At 32.0% G+C, this 15,748-nt stretch carries 16 protein-coding genes, 3 tRNA genes, 1 rRNA gene and 1 other annotated feature; of the genes, 14 read left to right on the top strand and 6 right to left on the bottom strand.

Translation table 11 applies throughout. From position 1 onward, the window contains the following. The first annotated feature begins 219 nt into the window (after nucleotides 1–219). The 7 genes from rrf (at nucleotide 220) to B5D15_RS14415 (ending at nucleotide 7,472) form a co-directional block, all read left to right on the top strand. Nucleotides 220–336: ribosomal RNA gene (gene rrf, locus B5D15_RS14445) — 5S ribosomal RNA — on the top strand. Nucleotides 337–647: 311 nt separating this feature from the next. Continuing rightward, nucleotides 648–1,133: an HD domain-containing protein gene (locus B5D15_RS14440; protein WP_078697813.1), complete on the top strand. Its 486-nt coding sequence runs from the start codon at nucleotides 648–650 to the stop codon at nucleotides 1,131–1,133. Between the two features lie 72 nt (nucleotides 1,134–1,205). Further along, nucleotides 1,206–1,889 (top strand): response regulator transcription factor, encoded by a 684-nt coding sequence (locus tag B5D15_RS14435; RefSeq protein WP_078697812.1) that lies wholly within the window; start codon nucleotides 1,206–1,208, stop codon nucleotides 1,887–1,889. A gap of 73 nt (nucleotides 1,890–1,962) precedes the next feature. Continuing rightward, nucleotides 1,963–3,273, top strand: a complete 1,311-nt coding sequence (locus B5D15_RS14430; RefSeq protein WP_179122330.1) for an ATP-binding protein — start codon at nucleotides 1,963–1,965, stop codon at nucleotides 3,271–3,273. A gap of 11 nt (nucleotides 3,274–3,284) precedes the next feature. Further along, nucleotides 3,285–4,142 (top strand): GerMN domain-containing protein, encoded by an 858-nt coding sequence (locus B5D15_RS14425; protein WP_078697810.1) that lies wholly within the window; start codon nucleotides 3,285–3,287, stop codon nucleotides 4,140–4,142. A 120-nt stretch (nucleotides 4,143–4,262) separates the two neighbouring features. Further along, nucleotides 4,263–4,784, top strand: a complete 522-nt coding sequence (locus tag B5D15_RS14420; protein ID WP_078697809.1) for a transcription repressor NadR — start codon at nucleotides 4,263–4,265, stop codon at nucleotides 4,782–4,784. A 6-nt stretch (nucleotides 4,785–4,790) separates the two neighbouring features. After that, nucleotides 4,791–7,472: a UPF0182 family membrane protein gene (locus tag B5D15_RS14415; protein ID WP_078697808.1), complete on the top strand. Its 2,682-nt coding sequence runs from the start codon at nucleotides 4,791–4,793 to the stop codon at nucleotides 7,470–7,472. 11 nt (nucleotides 7,473–7,483) lie between these two features. Here the strand turns inward: B5D15_RS14415 and B5D15_RS14410 are convergent, their stop codons facing one another. Beyond that, nucleotides 7,484–8,365 carry a DMT family transporter gene (locus tag B5D15_RS14410; protein ID WP_078697807.1) on the bottom strand — a complete coding sequence of 294 codons (882 nt, stop codon included), beginning with the start codon at nucleotides 8,363–8,365 and terminating at the stop codon, nucleotides 7,484–7,486. A gap of 120 nt (nucleotides 8,366–8,485) precedes the next feature. Then, the gene (locus B5D15_RS14405; RefSeq protein WP_078697806.1) at nucleotides 8,486–8,665 is read right to left on the bottom strand and encodes a hypothetical protein; all 180 of its coding nucleotides are present in this window, start codon (nucleotides 8,663–8,665) and stop codon (nucleotides 8,486–8,488) included. Nucleotides 8,666–8,757: 92 nt separating this feature from the next. Next, nucleotides 8,758–8,956, top strand: a binding site (T-box leader). A 47-nt stretch (nucleotides 8,957–9,003) separates the two neighbouring features. Here B5D15_RS14405 and serS point away from each other — a divergent pair. The 4 genes from serS (at nucleotide 9,004) to B5D15_RS14385 (ending at nucleotide 10,717) form a co-directional block, all read left to right on the top strand. Continuing rightward, on the top strand, nucleotides 9,004–10,287 hold the full coding sequence (gene serS / locus B5D15_RS14400) for a serine--tRNA ligase (RefSeq protein WP_078697805.1): 1,284 nt from the start codon (nucleotides 9,004–9,006) through the stop codon (nucleotides 10,285–10,287). Between the two features lie 73 nt (nucleotides 10,288–10,360). Beyond that, nucleotides 10,361–10,451 (top strand) — tRNA-Ser (locus tag B5D15_RS14395). A 17-nt stretch (nucleotides 10,452–10,468) separates the two neighbouring features. Then, a tRNA-Ser gene (locus tag B5D15_RS14390) sits at nucleotides 10,469–10,559 on the top strand. Between the two features lie 81 nt (nucleotides 10,560–10,640). Beyond that, nucleotides 10,641–10,717, top strand: a tRNA-Arg gene (locus tag B5D15_RS14385). A 112-nt stretch (nucleotides 10,718–10,829) separates the two neighbouring features. Here the strand turns inward: B5D15_RS14385 and B5D15_RS14380 are convergent. From B5D15_RS14380 to B5D15_RS14365, 4 genes are all read right to left on the bottom strand, one after another. Continuing rightward, nucleotides 10,830–12,005 carry a tyrosine-type recombinase/integrase gene (locus tag B5D15_RS14380; RefSeq protein ID WP_078697804.1) on the bottom strand — a complete coding sequence of 392 codons (1,176 nt, stop codon included), beginning with the start codon at nucleotides 12,003–12,005 and terminating at the stop codon, nucleotides 10,830–10,832. 167 nt (nucleotides 12,006–12,172) lie between these two features. Continuing rightward, nucleotides 12,173–13,012, bottom strand: coding sequence for a DUF3800 domain-containing protein (locus B5D15_RS14375; RefSeq protein WP_179122329.1), 840 nt, complete (start codon nucleotides 13,010–13,012; stop codon nucleotides 12,173–12,175). Nucleotides 13,013–13,109: 97 nt separating this feature from the next. Next, nucleotides 13,110–13,556, bottom strand: a complete 447-nt coding sequence (locus tag B5D15_RS14370; protein ID WP_078697802.1) for an ImmA/IrrE family metallo-endopeptidase — start codon at nucleotides 13,554–13,556, stop codon at nucleotides 13,110–13,112. 21 nt (nucleotides 13,557–13,577) lie between these two features. Next, a complete protein-coding gene (locus B5D15_RS14365) occupies nucleotides 13,578–14,033 on the bottom strand; it encodes a helix-turn-helix transcriptional regulator (protein ID WP_078697801.1) in 456 nt (151 codons plus the stop codon). Between the two features lie 231 nt (nucleotides 14,034–14,264). On the opposite strand from B5D15_RS14365, the gene B5D15_RS14360 reads away from it, so the two are divergent. Genes B5D15_RS14360 through B5D15_RS14350 form a run of 3 tightly spaced genes read left to right on the top strand, consistent with a single transcriptional unit; the run spans nucleotide 14,265 to nucleotide 15,676 of the window. Continuing rightward, a complete protein-coding gene (locus B5D15_RS14360) occupies nucleotides 14,265–14,489 on the top strand; it encodes a helix-turn-helix domain-containing protein (protein ID WP_078697800.1) in 225 nt (74 codons plus the stop codon). Between the two features lie 16 nt (nucleotides 14,490–14,505). After that, entirely contained in the window at nucleotides 14,506–15,258 is a 753-nt protein-coding gene (locus B5D15_RS14355; RefSeq protein ID WP_078697799.1) for a hypothetical protein, read from the top strand. Between the two features lie 16 nt (nucleotides 15,259–15,274). Continuing rightward, nucleotides 15,275–15,676, top strand: a complete 402-nt coding sequence (locus tag B5D15_RS14350) for a hypothetical protein (RefSeq protein WP_078697798.1) — start codon at nucleotides 15,275–15,277, stop codon at nucleotides 15,674–15,676. Nucleotides 15,677–15,748: the final 72 nt, after the last annotated feature.

The following is a 15,748-nucleotide window of genomic DNA, read 5'->3' as shown; positions in this document are numbered from 1 at the left end:
CTTTCAAAGAACTATATTAAATAGTTGAGATTTTTAATATTTTACGACGAAGCATTATGATTTATTCGTATTAGTTCTTGCCGAGTCTGACGCAGAAAATCTTAGAACCTTTGCTTGTTTGAGAGAAGCGAGTTTGCAAAAGTTCTTAATTTTCAAGGAAGCGAGGCTTAGAACTAAAGAAGAAATCAGATAGCAAGGAGAAAAATATTAAAACAAATATCTGGTGGTTAGGCATCTATGGTAACACCCGTTCCCATTCCGAACACGAAGGTTAAGCATAGGTGCGCCGATGATACTGAGCTGGAGACGGCTTGGAAAAGTAGGTGGCTGCCAGTTTTTTATTTTTTGATTCAAGGCACATGCTATGCATGTGTCTTTTAGTTTTTTGTGATATTTGCAACAACAATGCCTATAATGTCCATAGGAGAAAGAGATAAAAACGATGATAAAAATCTAATAACCTCAGCGAAGATTATAATGAAAAACTATTAAGAAAACTAAAAAGATATTATTGATACTTTGAGTTAATTTATTTTTTTAATACCATATTTTATTATAAATGTATTCTTATATATATAGTTCAAAAAATTAAAAATCTATTATATAATATATTTATGTTTTTATTAAAGCAAAAGGATTTGATTTGAGTGTTTTATAGATTCAGGCAATTTATTACAGCAGCCTTTGCAAAGCTTACAAAGGAGGACATTAACTTTATTAATAAATACCTTAATTCCTATGAAGTTGAGTTGTTTAAAAGGCTTCCTAAATATTGTAAAGTTCACAGCGTGAGAGTTGCAAGGGATGCTCTTGAGGAGAGCTTGAAAAAAAATTTATATGATACATATCTTATAAAAGCTTGTTTACTTCATGACATTGGTAAGATTAACTGCGGTTTTAATATGTTTACAAATTCTATTATTGTAATAATTGAAAAATTATTGCCATCGCTGCTTCAAAGACGTAAAAATATAAAAATAGTTAATGCCTATTATAACCATCCAGAAATAGCCCTATCCTATATTGAAAATGAAGATAGTTACGTTAAGTATCTTATACTTAATCATCATAACTATTCATTAAAGGAGGATGAAAAACTTATCATACTTCAAAGATGTGATTGTAAAAACTAATGCAATAATTATACATAAATGTTATAATTATAAGAAATAGAGAGCTTTAAAGATAAAAGAGGAGGAGAGTCTATGGAATATAGAATCCTTATAATAGATGATGAAGAGAATCTCGTTAAGGGTATAAAATATAATCTCGAACTTGATGGTTATGAGGTTGATGTGGCCTATGACGGGGAAGAGGCTCTAATGAAGATGGATGAGAACATATACAATTTAATAGTACTTGATATAATGCTTCCTAAGATAGACGGTTTAGTGCTTTTAAAGAAAATAAGAGAAAGGTCTTCAATTCCTATAATAATGCTTACTGCAAAGGGAGAGGATGAAGATAAGGTTTTAGGATTTGAATATGGAGCCGATGATTATATGACTAAGCCCTTTAATATACTTGAGCTTAGGGCAAGAATAAAGGCTCTTTTAAGAAGAACCTATGATATCGTAACAAATAAAGCAGATATAATAAGAGAAGGAGACATAATGATAGATGTTCCTTCGAGAAAAGTTAATATATCAGGAAAACCTGTTGATTTAACATCAAAGGAATTTGATATATTATTCTTGCTGTTAACGAATCCCGGTAAAATCTACAGCAGAGAAACTCTTCTTGAGATTATTTGGGGATATGATTATTATGGAGATTCAAGAACCGTTGATGTACACATAAGAAGATTAAGAGAAAAAATCGAGAAAGACCCTGGAAATCCCCAGTATGTACTAACAAAATGGGGAGTTGGTTATTATTATAAAGGATGAGAAATTTAAGGATACGCTAAGAATTAAAATACTAGCATCTTTTATTTTTGGCATAATATTTTTTCTCATTATTATGAACACTTTTGCATATTACATATTAAGAAATAGTTACTTTAATTCATATAAAAATGAGGTTATGTCCCGAGCCAAAAGCATTTCAAAAAATATTAAAAATACAGATGATAGAGATTTTTTAAGCAACAGTGCTATTAAAGAGGCTATTGAATCTGGTTTAAGGATTATTATTGTTGATAAAGATAAAAATGTTATATTTGATTCTTTAAATTTAATTTATGGTATTAAATTAGCTGATATAGATGAAGTTGATAAAGCATTAAAGGGACAGGAGAGCTTTGGAAATCATATTACTGAAAATGATGAGCTGCTTTATATATCTTATCCTATTATGCGCAACAATAATATTGATGGTGCTGTTTTTTTAATGAATTCTCTTAAAACAGTAAATACTGAGATTTACGACTATCAAAAGAAATTAATAATAATGTCTATTTTTATGCTGTTTATTGGACTAATGATAAGCTATGTAAAGTCATGGCAGATGACATACCCTCTCGAAGAGGTTATAAGTGCAATTGAAGCAGTAGAGAGGGGAGAACTAAAGAAAAAAGTTTTTGTTAAGGGCAATGATGAAATTTCAAGGCTTTGTTATGTTTTTAATGAGATGAATGAAAAACTTTATAGAGTGGATGAAGAAAGAAAAAGATTTGTTGCAGATGCTTCCCATGAATTAAAATCACCTCTTGCAAGTATGAAGGTTTTAGTACAGTCTCTTTTGTCAGGAGGAATAGAGGATAAAAAAATATCGATTGAATTTCTTAAAGATATTGATGAAGAAATAAATAGGCTTACGGTTATAGTAAATAATCTTTTAGAGCTTTCAAAGCTTGAAGATAAAAAGGGTATATCCTTTAACTTATTTGACATATCTGATGTCTGCAGTTGTGTAGTTAAAAGATTAACTCCAATAGCAAATGATAAAAATATTAACATACGTTCAAATTTTGATAGTGCAATGGTTGAAGGAAACAAAGAGAGCATATTCAGAGCAGTATATAATATACTTGAAAATGCAATAAAATATTCAAACGAAGACAATTTTATTGATATATGGATTGAAAAAGAAAACATGGTTAAAATAAATATAAAGGATTACGGCATAGGCATACCTGAAGAAGATATACCTAATATATTTAAGAGATTTTACAGGGTTGATAAAACGAGGGACAGGAAAACAGGGGGAAGCGGTTTAGGTCTTCCTATTGCCTATGAAATAATAAAACTTCATAAAGGGGATATAAAGGTTTCAAGCAAGGTGGGTGAAGGTAGTCTTTTTACAATAACGCTTCCCTATAAATTAGGTTAAGGAGTGTTTTTATGAAAAAAATAATTATGGCTATTCTTCTTCTGCCTATTTTTTTAAATTTTTCAGGCTGCACAAAAAAAACTAATGAAATCCCTAAAACATCAACAAAGATAGAAAAATCAGCAATAGAAGACAAAAAGAGCAAAGTCAACATAATATTATTTTACCCTTCTAAAGAAGGAAGCAGTCTTTCTGCAAGTTCACGTTTAGTATCCTTTAATAATTCATTAGAAAGAACAATCCTCGAAGAGTTTTTAAAAGGTACAGATACTAAAGATACTTTATATATTATTCCTAAGGGAACAAAATTGCTCTCGGTATCAAGAAAAGAAGATACAATAATATTGGATTTATCAAAGGAATTTAATGATATTAGTACCGAAAATGAGGCAGTTTTAAATAATACCATATATTCTATAGTAAATTCTTTGACTGAAATACCGGGTATTAAAAATGTTATAATTAGAGTAGAAGGCAAAGTGCCTAAAATAAATAATATCTCCTTTGAAAATCCTTTTAAGAGAAATAGAAGTATTTTTAACAGGGATAAAACTTCAAAACCAAATGATATATTAAAAAAGCAGATGGAATTTGAATCCCAAGGCAGATGGCTTGATGCTTATTTGCTTTACTCCGATGATGAAAACAATACTTATAGAAAATACTTTGATGATTATGTAAAAGAAAATGAAGAAGCTTTTGCTCAGGGCTTTATATCAAAAAATTTTACTGTCGGCAGTTATACAGTTGACAATACAGGTACTCATGCCCTTGTTAAAGTAAAGTTTAATGATACAAACAGAGAACTTAATATTGGAATGATTAAAATTGAAGAATCCTGGATGGTGGATTGGATTCCTCCTCAATAATATTGATTTTTAACCCATATTGCTTAAGTAATATGGGTTGAACTATTTAATGGATTTGATTTATATTTATATTTGACAAATTATAGTATAATATAGTTAATAGTAATAAGGAGGGATAGAGTGAAAGGGGAAGAGAGAAGACAGTTAATATTATCTTATCTTAAAGAAATAAAGGTACCGGCAAAGGGAGGAGAATTGTCCCAAAGATATAACGTGAGCAGGCAGGTTATCGTTCAGGATATTGCACTTTTAAGGGCAGAGGGAGAAAATATAATTTCAACACCACAGGGGTATTTGTTTATTGATAATGCAAAGGATACTGTAAGAAAAATAATAGCTGTAAAGCATGAGGAAAAAGATATTGAGGATGAACTTAAAACTATAGTTTCTATGGGAGGAAAAGTTATAGATGTTACCATAGAGCATAAGCTCTATGGCGAGATTACTGGAAAGCTTATGCTAAAATCTATGTATGATGTAGATGAATTCATTGAGAAGTTGAATATCAACAAGTCAAAGCCTTTATCCTATCTTACGGATGGAATTCATATCCATACAATAGAGGCGGAAAACGATGAAATCATGGGGAGAATAATAGATGTTCTGAAATTAAAAGGATATCTTATTCCTGCGGAGGTTTAATGTTTTATGAGAAAAAGTTTATTTAAAATAATAAGCATTGCAGTTATACTTATAATAATAATTCTTTCTCTTTCAAGTTTTATAATAGATTTTCAATGGTTCAAGGAAGTTGGCTATTTAAATGTGTTTTTAACATCTTTTAAAGCTAAGATTATAATATTTTTACCTACACTTATAGTTTTATATTCTCTAATAACTTTATATTCAATATATCTTAGAAACAGCTACTTAAAGATTGAGTCGGTTGTTTATGATAAGAGTAGAAATAAAAAACAGAACAGAATAATATATTTAATATCTTTTATAATATCTTTTTTTGTTTCCTTAGCCTTTACGGGAGGATTTTGGTATAGAATACTTGAATTTTTAAAAGGAAAAAGTTTTGGATATAAGGATCCTATATTTAAACTCGATGCATCCTTTTATGTTTTTAAGCTTCCTTTAATTGAAGGCGTTTTATCAATTTTAATAACTATAATAATAATACTCATAATTGTTACCTTGACATTCTATTCAATTGTTAGGGTTAGAGAAGGTATATCAAGTTTCAGGGGGCTTATGGATATTAAAAGCAGCAGCCTTGTAAGGTTTATAGCAAAACAGCTTTCAATTTTCGGAGCTATTTTTCTTTTGCTCTTATCTGCTGCCTTTTATATTAAGGGTCTTAATATAGTATATTCTCCGAGGGGAGTTGCCTTTGGTGCAAGCTATACTGATGTTCATGTTACTCTTCCTATGTACAGAATAATATCAATCCTTTGTATAGCAGCTTCAATAGTTATTGCATTTTCAATTATAAGAAAAAAAGTAAAGATGATTATAGCCACTGCAGTTTTTATAGTTGCATTAATCATATTTGAGGGGCTGCTCTCGGGAATAGTTGAAAAATTTATTGTATCACCAAATGCAAGGGATAAGGAAATGCCCTATCTTACATACAACATAGAAGCAACTCGAAGGGCTTTTAACCTTGAAAACCTTGCTGAAAAGGATTTTAATGTAACTAATACTTTAACATCTAAGGATTTAGAAGAAAATAAGGGTACAATAGAAAATATCAGAATAGCAGAGTTTTCTCAGGTTCTTGATGTATATAATCAAATACAGGCTATAAGAAATTATTATAAATTCAATGATGTTGATATAGACAGGTATATAATCGATGGGAAAAAAAGACAGATATTTATTTCTGCAAGGGAGCTTGATAACTCAAACAGGGAGCAAAGATTCCAGACATGGCAGAACAAGCACCTTTTCTATACCCATGGATATGGGGCTGTAGCATCCTTTACTAATGTTGTAAATTCTTCAGGACTTCCAGACTTTATATTAAGGGATATTCCATCATCAGGTATGATAAAACTTGACAAACCTCAAATATATTTTGGAGAGCTAAGCAACGATTATATAATAGTTGATGCTAAAAGCAATGAAATAGACTATCCATCGGGCAATGATAATAAGGAAACAAGATATGACGGAAGTGCAGGGATATATCTAAATCCATTAAACAGGCTATTATTTACTGTAAATCAGGGGAGCCTTAATTTCCTTTTATCAAACGATATAACTTCAAAAAGCAGGGTAATACTCAATAGAAATATCGTAAGCAGAGTTAAGAAAATAGCCCCCTTTATAGGTTATGATAGCGACCCTTATCTTGTATTATCAGAGGGGAGGCTTTATTGGATTATAGATGGATATACTACAACGGATAGATTTCCATATTCTGAGCCTTATAACGGAGTAAATTATATAAGAAATTCTGTTAAGGTTGTAGTTGATGCATATAACGGTGATGTTAAATTTTATTTAGCAGATAAAAACGATGCAATAGCAAAAACAATTGGAGCTATTTATTCTAATATTTTTAAGGACATTGATGATATGCCAAAGGATTTAAAAGAGCATATAAGGTATTCTGAGGATGTGTTTTTACTTCAAGCCAGTGTATTTGAAAGATATCACATGAAAAATCCTATTACATTTTATAACAGCGAGGACCTTTGGAGTATTGCAAAATATAAGGGACAAAATGGACAGGATGTAAACGTAGATACAGTTTATCAGATAATGAGGCTTCCGGGGGAAGAGGAAGAAGAATTTCTCTTGACAATACCCTATACTGTTGCAAAGAAGGAAAACATGGTATCCCTTCTTGCTGTCAGGATGGACAAAAACCTGTCGCAGCTTGTACTTATAAAGTTCCCAAAGGAAAAGGCTATTTACGGTCCTTCACAGTTTAATTCTAAACTTAACACCGATACAAACATATCAAGCGCAAGAACTCTTTGGGGACAGCAGGGCTCAGAGGTTGTTTTAGGAGAGGTTAATATAATACCTATTGGAAATTCAATACTCTATGTAAGACCTCTATATATAAGGGCGCAGTCCGGCAAGAGCCTTCCTGAGCTTAAAAAGGTTATAATAGGATATGGCGATAAAATCGTTATGGAGGACAATATTGAAAAGGCTCTTTTAAGGCTGTTTAACGAGGATTATACAAAGCCTTCACAGCCGATAGATATTTCTGAAACTGAGAATAATGCTAAGGATCTTGCTAAAAAGGCACAGGAGCTGTTTAACAATATGAAAGAATCCCAAAGAAACGGCGATTGGGCAGGCTATGGAGAATATTTGAAACAGCTTGAGAACATTATTAATAAACTTAATGAAACTGTAGAATAATTTTAAAGAACCTATGCTTTTGCATAGGCTCTTTTCTTTGCTGAGAACATAACATAGGCACCAAACAAAATAAATATTATTCCAATTATTGTATTATAAGGTATTTTTTCTCCTATTAAAATAAGGGATAATATAGGGGCAAGGGCAGGCTTTATAAAAAATACTATTGAGGATGTTACGACAGAGGTTTCTTTTATGGCAGTAAAATAGAAAAGATACCCTAAACCCGTTACAATAACTCCAAGATAAATAATATGGGGAAGTATTTTTATTGTTATTCCATTAAATATCGGCACTTTAAAGATTAGAAGAATTATAAGCAAAAATGCATCCCCTATTAAAAAAGAAAAACAGGTCAAAACAGTATTTCCGTAAACATCCATCCTGAGCCTTCCAACTATGCTGTATAGTGAGAAGGATATGGCAGCAAGTACGGCTAATGTTATTCCTATAATATCGACCTTTAAGCCAAAAGGGTTAAATATGAATACAACTCCTATGATGCTTAGTATCATTGAAAATATTGTTTTAACATTTAATTTCTCCTTTAAAATAAAAAAGGCAAAGGGAATTGTAAATACAGGATTTGTGCTGAAAACCACAGCAACTATTGAAGCCTTTGTGTAAAGAATCGATAGTTGAAAGAAGGACATTGATATAACTACGCATAAAAAGCCTGTTAATGCAAAATATAAAAAATCCTTTTTGCTGAGCTTTATTTCCCTTTTTTTAATATCTAAAAGTGCAAAGGGAAGAAGTATTAATCCTCCTATTAAAAAACGTATAAAGTTTAATTGATAAGGATTTATTTGATTTGATATAATTTTTGATATGATTTCCATAGTGCTGAATATAAAAGCTGACAAAAGAATATAGATATAGCCCTTTTTCATTTGACTTCACCTGCCTAAAAATACTCTTTTTAATTTTAGTTTATTTTTATTTAAATATCAAAGTCTGACAATATAAAAAAAGATTAGGTAAAGGCTGAATACCTAATCTTTTAGATGATTTTACTGTATAATGCCATGCGAGGTTATATTATCAAGGCTTTTGATTTTATTTAGTAGTTCTTCCCTTGAAATTATATTTTTACTTATAAGAAGTTCAATAAGGCCCGAAATCATTAACAAGTTTTTGTAGTCGACTTCTTTTAAATTTGATATTTGATATAAAATATCAACTTCGCTCATACTACCCCTCCCCTATTTTAATTATTGACGGATATGAAAAATCTATACATAGTAGTTGCAATTTTTTATGTAAGTGGTATAATTATAAAAAATAAAAACCGATGATAAGGATTAGTAAATAGTTTTAATGCTTAAAGAGAGCCTGTGGCTGGTGTAAACAGGCAGCATAATCTATTGAATCCACCTTTGAGGGTTTGTGATGAACAAAACGCAGGTGCCCGTTAAGCACATTAGAGTGGACTTTATGGTCAATTAGGGTGGCAACACGGAAGTTAGCCTTTCGCCCCTTTGTGGTGTGCGAAGGGCTTTTTTATTTTATAAATCTTAGGAGGGATATAATGCTTGATATTAAAAGAATAAGAAATAATCCAGATATGGTAAAGCAGGCTATGTTAAACAGAAGCAAATCCTTTGACATTGGACTTATCGACAGGGCAGTTGAACTTGATGAAAGAAGAAGACAGATATTAGTAGAAGTTGAGACTTTAAAGAACAAAAGAAATACTGATTCACAGGAAATTCCTAAATTAAAGAAGGAAGGCAAACCTGTGGATGCTCTTATGGCAGAGATGAAGGAGCTCTCTGATAAAATAAAGGGATATGATGAAGAGCTCTCAAGGGTTGAAGAGGATATAACTTCAGTTTTACTTAGAATTCCAAACATTCCAAATGAGGATGTTGTAGTTGGAGAGAGCGATAAGGATAATCCTGAGATTAGAAGATGGGGAGAACCAAGAAAATTTGATTTTGAAGCAAAGGCTCATTGGGATATAGGCACAAACCTTGACATCCTCGACTTTGAAAGAGGTGCAAAGGTTACTGGTGCGAGGTTTACTTTCTATAAGGGACTGGGCTCAAGGCTTGAGAGGGCATGTATTAATTTTATGCTTGACTTACATACTCAAAAGCATGGTTATGTAGAGATATTCCCGCCTTATATGGCAAACAGAAAAGCCATGACAGGAACAGGGCAGCTTCCAAAGTTTGAGGAGGATATGTTTAAACTTCAAGGCCTTGAATACTTCCTGATTCCAACAGCAGAAGTTCCGGTTACTAATATGTATATGGATGATATACTTGATGGAGAGGCTCTTCCTATAAAGCATACAGCATATTCTGCATGCTTTAGGGCAGAGGCAGGTTCTGCAGGCCGTGATACAAGAGGCCTTATAAGGCAGCACCAGTTCAATAAGGTTGAGCTTGTTAAGTTTGCTGATCCTGAAAAGTCCTATGAAGAACTCGAATTATTAACTCATGATGCTGAAGAAGTTCTTCAAATGCTTGGACTTCCTCACAGAGTTGTAAAACTTTGTACTGGAGATTTAGGATTCTCATCTGCAAAGACCTATGATCTTGAGGTTTGGATGCCAAGCTATGGAAGATATGTAGAGATTTCAAGCTGCTCTAACTTTGAGGATTTCCAAGCAAGAAGGGCAAACATAAAGTTTAGAAGAAATCCAAAGGCTAAACCGGAATTCGTGCATACTCTTAATGGTTCTGGCGTTGCAGTTGGAAGAACAGTTGCAGCAATACTTGAAAACTATCAGGAAGCGGATGGAAGTGTAAGAATACCTGAGGTTCTTATTCCTTACATGGGCGGCATAGATAAAATTACCAGATAAAAATATAAAAAATAGGGACATTTTATGTTGACATCGGCTTTAACAGCTGATATAATATAAAATGTTCCGACACGGAGAGGTGGTCGAGTTGGTTTAAGGCACCGGTCTTGAAAACCGGCGTAGGGGTGACCCTACCGTGGGTTCGAATCCCACCCTCTCCGCCATATTATATCTTTGGCGTGGAGAAGTACTCAAGTGGCCGAAGAGGACGGTTTGCTAAACCGTTAGTAGGGGTAACTCTAGCGCGAGTTCGAATCTCGCCTTCTCCGCCATCTGCCGCACAGTGTGCGGCTTTTATATTGCCGCAGGTTTGATTTTTTTAATAACCTGTGATATTATATATAATGATATATGCGCTGGTAGCTCAGCTGGATAGAGTAACTGACTACGAATCAGTAGGTCGCAGGTTCGAATCCTGTCCGGCGCACCAAAACCCTGTAGGCTCAAGGCTTACAGGGTTTGTTATTTTTTAACATCTATGATTTTCCCACACTTTTCCCACACTAAAAAAGTATAAAATAAAAAAGGGTTATCCCCTTATATTAAGCAAATAAATTATTTAACTTTTCTGCTGCCTCTATTTTCTCTTTAGGCATAACATGAGTGTATATATTAGCTGTAATGGATATATCACTATGTCCTAAAAGAGTTTGAACTGTTTTTAATGGAACATTAGCTTCAAAGAGTTTAGTTGCATAAGTATGACGTAAAGCATGAAATTTTTTATAAGGAATACCTGCTTTTTTGAGTAATCTTTTGTAACTTCTAAGTAAATTTCTTGCATCAATTAAATTTCCTGTTTCAGTAGTAAATACAAACTCATTATTAATATAAAGTGGACCTGCTTTTAATCTATCTTGTTTTTGTTGTAGCTCTTGTTCTTTTAAGATTGGTATTAAATTTGATGGAATTGGGACTGTTCTTATAGAATTTTTGGATTTTGGCGTTTGAACAATTGTTTTATATTCTCTGCTTCCATCAGAATTTATAATATTTACTTGCTTAACACTTCTTTCAACTTTTAATTCTTTGTTAGTAAAGTCAATATCGCTCCATTTTAACCCAAGAAGTTCACCCTCACGTAATCCAGTTCCAAGGGCTAATAGTATTAGAGCTTTTAATCGGTTATTTTCTAAATTTATTTTAAGAAGATTAATCTCTTCATTACTAAATACTTCGATTTTATCTTGATTTTTTTCAAATTCACAATCCTTAGGAATTACAATGTTACCAGTACGACAAGGATTTTTTAATAAATAGCCTTCAGCCATTGCATAATTAAAAAATGTTTTGAGTAATTTATTAAGGTTTTTTATTACACTGCTGCTTTTGCCATTTTCATATAATTTGTTATAGTATCTTTGTATTTGAATAGCTTTTAAATCACATAATCTTAATCCGTAAATTTCACTGTTTAAAATATAATTTCTATAAATGCCTTCATATCTTTGAAATGTTGAGGGCTTAATTTTATTTGAAATTCGAACAATTTCAAATAGCCATAAATGCATCAGCTCTCCTAAAGATATATTCGTATAGTCTATATTAAGGCCATTTTTTATTCCATTCAAATATTCATCTCTTTTATCTTCTGCTTCTTTCTTTGATTTCCCATAGAATTCTTTTCTGATTAGTTTTCCGTTAGCGTCACGCCCTATTGTTGCCGTAACCCTAAAATATTCATTCCCGTTCTTTGAATAGTTGATTTTTACAGCCATATTATCACCTCTTAATGAAACCTAATATTTTTATCTTTTATAGATACTTATAGTATATTTTACACTTGAAATGTATACAATAATAATATATAATGAACATGAAGGGTAATCCTTCTGGGGCTCGCATTGCGTCGGGCGACCGCCTTTAATGGGCGGCTTTTATTTTTTTATGGGAACTTTTTAACACCACATCCTGTGTAATTAGGATATTTAAAAAGTTTACTTTCTAATGTTTGAAAAGCCTTATCTTTGGTGCCAGTTGAACAATATTTAAAAATTGGATAGGAATACAAATCAGTTATTTCTAAACCGAAATATGATTTTTTACCATTAGATTGAGCGTGCCATTTGGGGTTGAAAAATACTCCTTTTATTTTTGAAAAATAATTCGAACTAACCACATTAGTTCCATTATCAATGATGAATTTTATGTGATCTAATAGCTTTTTATCATCTTTTTCTCCTCGAGCTTCTAATATTACAATACCCTTTTCACCAGGTTTTAATATATATTTTACAAATCTTTCTAATACAAAATTTAAACTCAAATTATATGGATTATATGGTGAGTTATATTTCATATATAAATTATATTTATCTATAGTTGATGAAACAATAATTGCAGGTATTTCATCTAATATGGCAGATAAATCTATTATAAAATCATTATAACGAATAATTTTATCACTAAAGGGACCTTTTTTAGTTCTAATATCAACGGAATGAAAGCAAACTCTTTTTAAGTGCCCTTTATAATAAAACATGCCGTTTTCCCAATACTTTTGCTTTAATGCTAAAATTTTGTTTTTGATGTTAGTTAAATCTTCTTTTTTTACTATTGTTCCTGTAATAGTTAAAAATCTATTGTTGTTATCAGGTAAATGCTTGTTTATTATACATTTTTTTATGTATTTTAAATTTGAATCTCCATTCTCATCAACAAATAATATATAGTCTATATCTTCAGGACAGCTTTCAATAAAAGTCGGTCTATTCCTCCATGACATTTCATTATCCCCCCTTCTATCTGATACCTCTATATAGTTCAGCATATTTCTTTATTCTGCTAATCTTCAGCCAACATAAACTAATAAAACTTATATTTCACATATTTCTTTGGCACATCAAAATTTTCATTTCTATAATATGCTCAGGAACGCCATAGTAGGAACTTAATTGAGATATAGTTAATCCATTAATTTCATAATTGGATTCAATGTCATATAAAAGTAATTCTGCAGCGAATTTATCGGCTTGAATTTCATATTTGTTTTTTACTTGAAGTGCATTTTCAATAAAAAAGCTCATTGATAAGTCTGTATGTAAAATAGCATGCCCAAGCTCATGGGCGCATATATATTTTTTCTCTTCAGGCACAAGGTCAGAGTTTAAATGTATTATTTCATAATTGTTAGGTGTTCTTTGGAAAAAGCCTTTTATTTCTTCCCCTAAATTGCTGTATATAATTTTTATATCCATATAATCACATAGTTCAAATGGATTTAAAGTTCCATAAGTTTCAAGGAGACCATTTACAATATCTACAATCATACCCCAAGCCTCCTATAATAGTTATTTCTTGTTTTTTTCCTTTTCTTTTTTCTGCATCTGTTCTGCATAAGCCAATCCCATTTGGATTGCATTTGCTAAAGCAATTTTACTTTCATCGGAAAGCATTTCACCGTTTAACATTAATCCCGGCTGTGTAAGGATTATCTCCATTGCTTCTTTGACGTCGGTTATTTTTTTATTTTCTAAAAGTTTTACTTCCTCACTAAATTTTTTTGAGTCATATTCTTCATCCCATTTTTTTAAAGGTTTTTCTGCGACTAACTTTGATTTAAAAAGGTCTTCTACTGAAACGCCAAGAGCTTCTGCTATTTTTTGCAGGGTTTCAATGCTGGGATTATATCTATTTCTTTCTACATCTGCTAAATAACTTCTTGATATACTTGATTTATCTGCTAATTCCTGCTGTGTCATACCTTTTATTTTTCTGTGATATTTTATGCTATTCCCTATATCCATTTTTGGTTCCCCTTTCAAATAATGTCGGTATACACGACTTAATTTAATTATATATTTATTTTTACGGGTATACAATACTTTTATAAAACAAATTATGACGTAAATACAAGTAATTTGACGGAATTACAAGGGATACGACAACAAATTGTTTAAATTGGTTTAAATGTTCTATTATGGAATTTTACAAAATGACGGATAAACAATACAATTATATTTAAGGAGGTGAAAAAAATGAGTGATGAACAGAAAAAAATCATTGGTGAGATTATTAGTAATAAAAGAGCAGAATTAAACCTCACGCAACAAGAATTGGCAGAAAAATCAAATTTATCTCGTAGTTACATTGCAGATATTGAAGCAGGGAGATATATTCCAAGTGTAAAAAGTTTAATTGCAATAGCCTCTGTATTAAAACTTGACTTAAATTTTTTAACAAAAATGACGGAAATACAATAGGTTGGGAGGTTATGTTTTGAGCGACGTCGTTATAAGAGAAACTAACTTGCCTGATAACATTGAGGACTTAAGCAAGTTTATATTAATCGGCAGAGAGAAGCTAACAGCAGTAAGAGCTGAAATAAGAGCCATAGACAAGGTTCAGTTAGCACAGGAAGTAAGAAATCAGAAAAAAGAAGAGGCACTTATGCTAAGTGAAGCCTTATTAGATGCAGAGGTAAAGTTAGGAGAGCTTTTAAAACAGATACCTAAGGCACCGGGGACAAGAACGGATTTAAAACCTATCGACACTGCTGTCGAGAGGTTGAATAACCAAAAACCAAAGCATGAGGTAATAAAGGACTTAGGATTTAACCAGAAACAAGCCGAACGTTTTGAAACTCTTGCAAATAACAAAGACCTTGTTGAACAGGTCAAAGCCGAAGCAAGAGCCAACGATGACATACCAACCCGTACAAGAGTGCTTGAACTTGCAAAACAAAGGAAAATCGAACAGCAAAGACAGCAGGAGGAACAAGAAAGACGGGAGAGGGAAGAATATTACAGGCATTTAGAATTTTGCGAGAAGGTAGGAAAGCAGTTCCTTGACGCAGTGTTAGCGGTTTTGATGTTAAAGACAGATACTGAACATCTTGAGGCTTTACTGGAAAGCTTTAATCAGACAATAAAAATAGAGGACAAGCTAAAAGATATAGATTTAGCGATAGAGCAACTGCAAACCATAAAAGACTTTTTAAGGGCGAGCCAAAAGCCAAGATTAATAAAGTAAAGAGAGGTGAAGAAGAATGAAACAGCTTGAAAAGAGAGCTAAGGAAGTAATATTAAAGCAAATGGAGGACTTAGCAGAAATAACAACAGAGCAGGTAATGGAGCTTATAAAACCGCATTTTTGTCCAGATTATCAGAAATTAGCAGAACAAGCATTAAGGCGACAGGCTAACAACTTAATAGCAAGGTACAGGGATGACAAGGGAGTTAGAAAATATTTTAACTATAAGGACCCATGGGGGACATCAAAGTATGTAAATGTTGACAAGACAGATGATGTTTATGCTTTAAGTGCTATAGAAATAAATTTAGAGAAAAAACTATTAGGTTTAAGTACATCTGTAAAGAAAATTAAAAAGCATAAACAGGAAATAATCGGGCAGCTATCTATAGAAAATCTTATTAGTATGGCTGAGTAAAGGAGGTAAGGTGATGAACGAACTAACCGTAATAAACCAAAACGGACAGCTTGTAGTTGACAGCAGAGAAGT

The organism is Caloramator quimbayensis, assembly GCF_900167605.1.
GTDB lineage: Bacteria > Bacillota > Clostridia > Clostridiales > Caloramatoraceae > Caloramator_B > Caloramator_B quimbayensis.
The sequence above is the reverse complement of the archived record's forward strand: the minus strand, read 5'-3'. Positions and strand labels throughout refer to the sequence as shown.

What these genes read in the sequence shown, in the direction of transcription:
- B5D15_RS14435 (WP_078697812.1), top strand. Translation starts at nt 1,206, where the DNA reads ATGGAATATAGAATCCTTATAATAGATGATGAAGAGAATCTCGTTAAG.
- B5D15_RS14430 (WP_179122330.1), top strand. Translation starts at nt 1,963, where the DNA reads ATGAACACTTTTGCATATTACATATTAAGAAATAGTTACTTTAATTCA.
- B5D15_RS14425 (WP_078697810.1), top strand. Translation starts at nt 3,285, where the DNA reads ATGAAAAAAATAATTATGGCTATTCTTCTTCTGCCTATTTTTTTAAAT.
- B5D15_RS14415 (WP_078697808.1), top strand. Translation starts at nt 4,791, where the DNA reads ATGAGAAAAAGTTTATTTAAAATAATAAGCATTGCAGTTATACTTATA.
- B5D15_RS14410 (WP_078697807.1), bottom strand. Translation starts at nt 8,365, where the DNA reads ATGAAAAAGGGCTATATCTATATTCTTTTGTCAGCTTTTATATTCAGC.
- B5D15_RS14405 (WP_078697806.1), bottom strand. Translation starts at nt 8,665, where the DNA reads ATGAGCGAAGTTGATATTTTATATCAAATATCAAATTTAAAAGAAGTC.
- serS (WP_078697805.1), top strand. Translation starts at nt 9,004, where the DNA reads ATGCTTGATATTAAAAGAATAAGAAATAATCCAGATATGGTAAAGCAG.
- B5D15_RS14380 (WP_078697804.1), bottom strand. Translation starts at nt 12,005, where the DNA reads ATGGCTGTAAAAATCAACTATTCAAAGAACGGGAATGAATATTTTAGG.
- B5D15_RS14375 (WP_179122329.1), bottom strand. Translation starts at nt 13,012, where the DNA reads ATGTCATGGAGGAATAGACCGACTTTTATTGAAAGCTGTCCTGAAGAT.
- B5D15_RS14370 (WP_078697802.1), bottom strand. Translation starts at nt 13,556, where the DNA reads ATGATTGTAGATATTGTAAATGGTCTCCTTGAAACTTATGGAACTTTA.
- B5D15_RS14365 (WP_078697801.1), bottom strand. Translation starts at nt 14,033, where the DNA reads ATGGATATAGGGAATAGCATAAAATATCACAGAAAAATAAAAGGTATG.
- B5D15_RS14360 (WP_078697800.1), top strand. Translation starts at nt 14,265, where the DNA reads ATGAGTGATGAACAGAAAAAAATCATTGGTGAGATTATTAGTAATAAA.
- B5D15_RS14350 (WP_078697798.1), top strand. Translation starts at nt 15,275, where the DNA reads ATGAAACAGCTTGAAAAGAGAGCTAAGGAAGTAATATTAAAGCAAATG.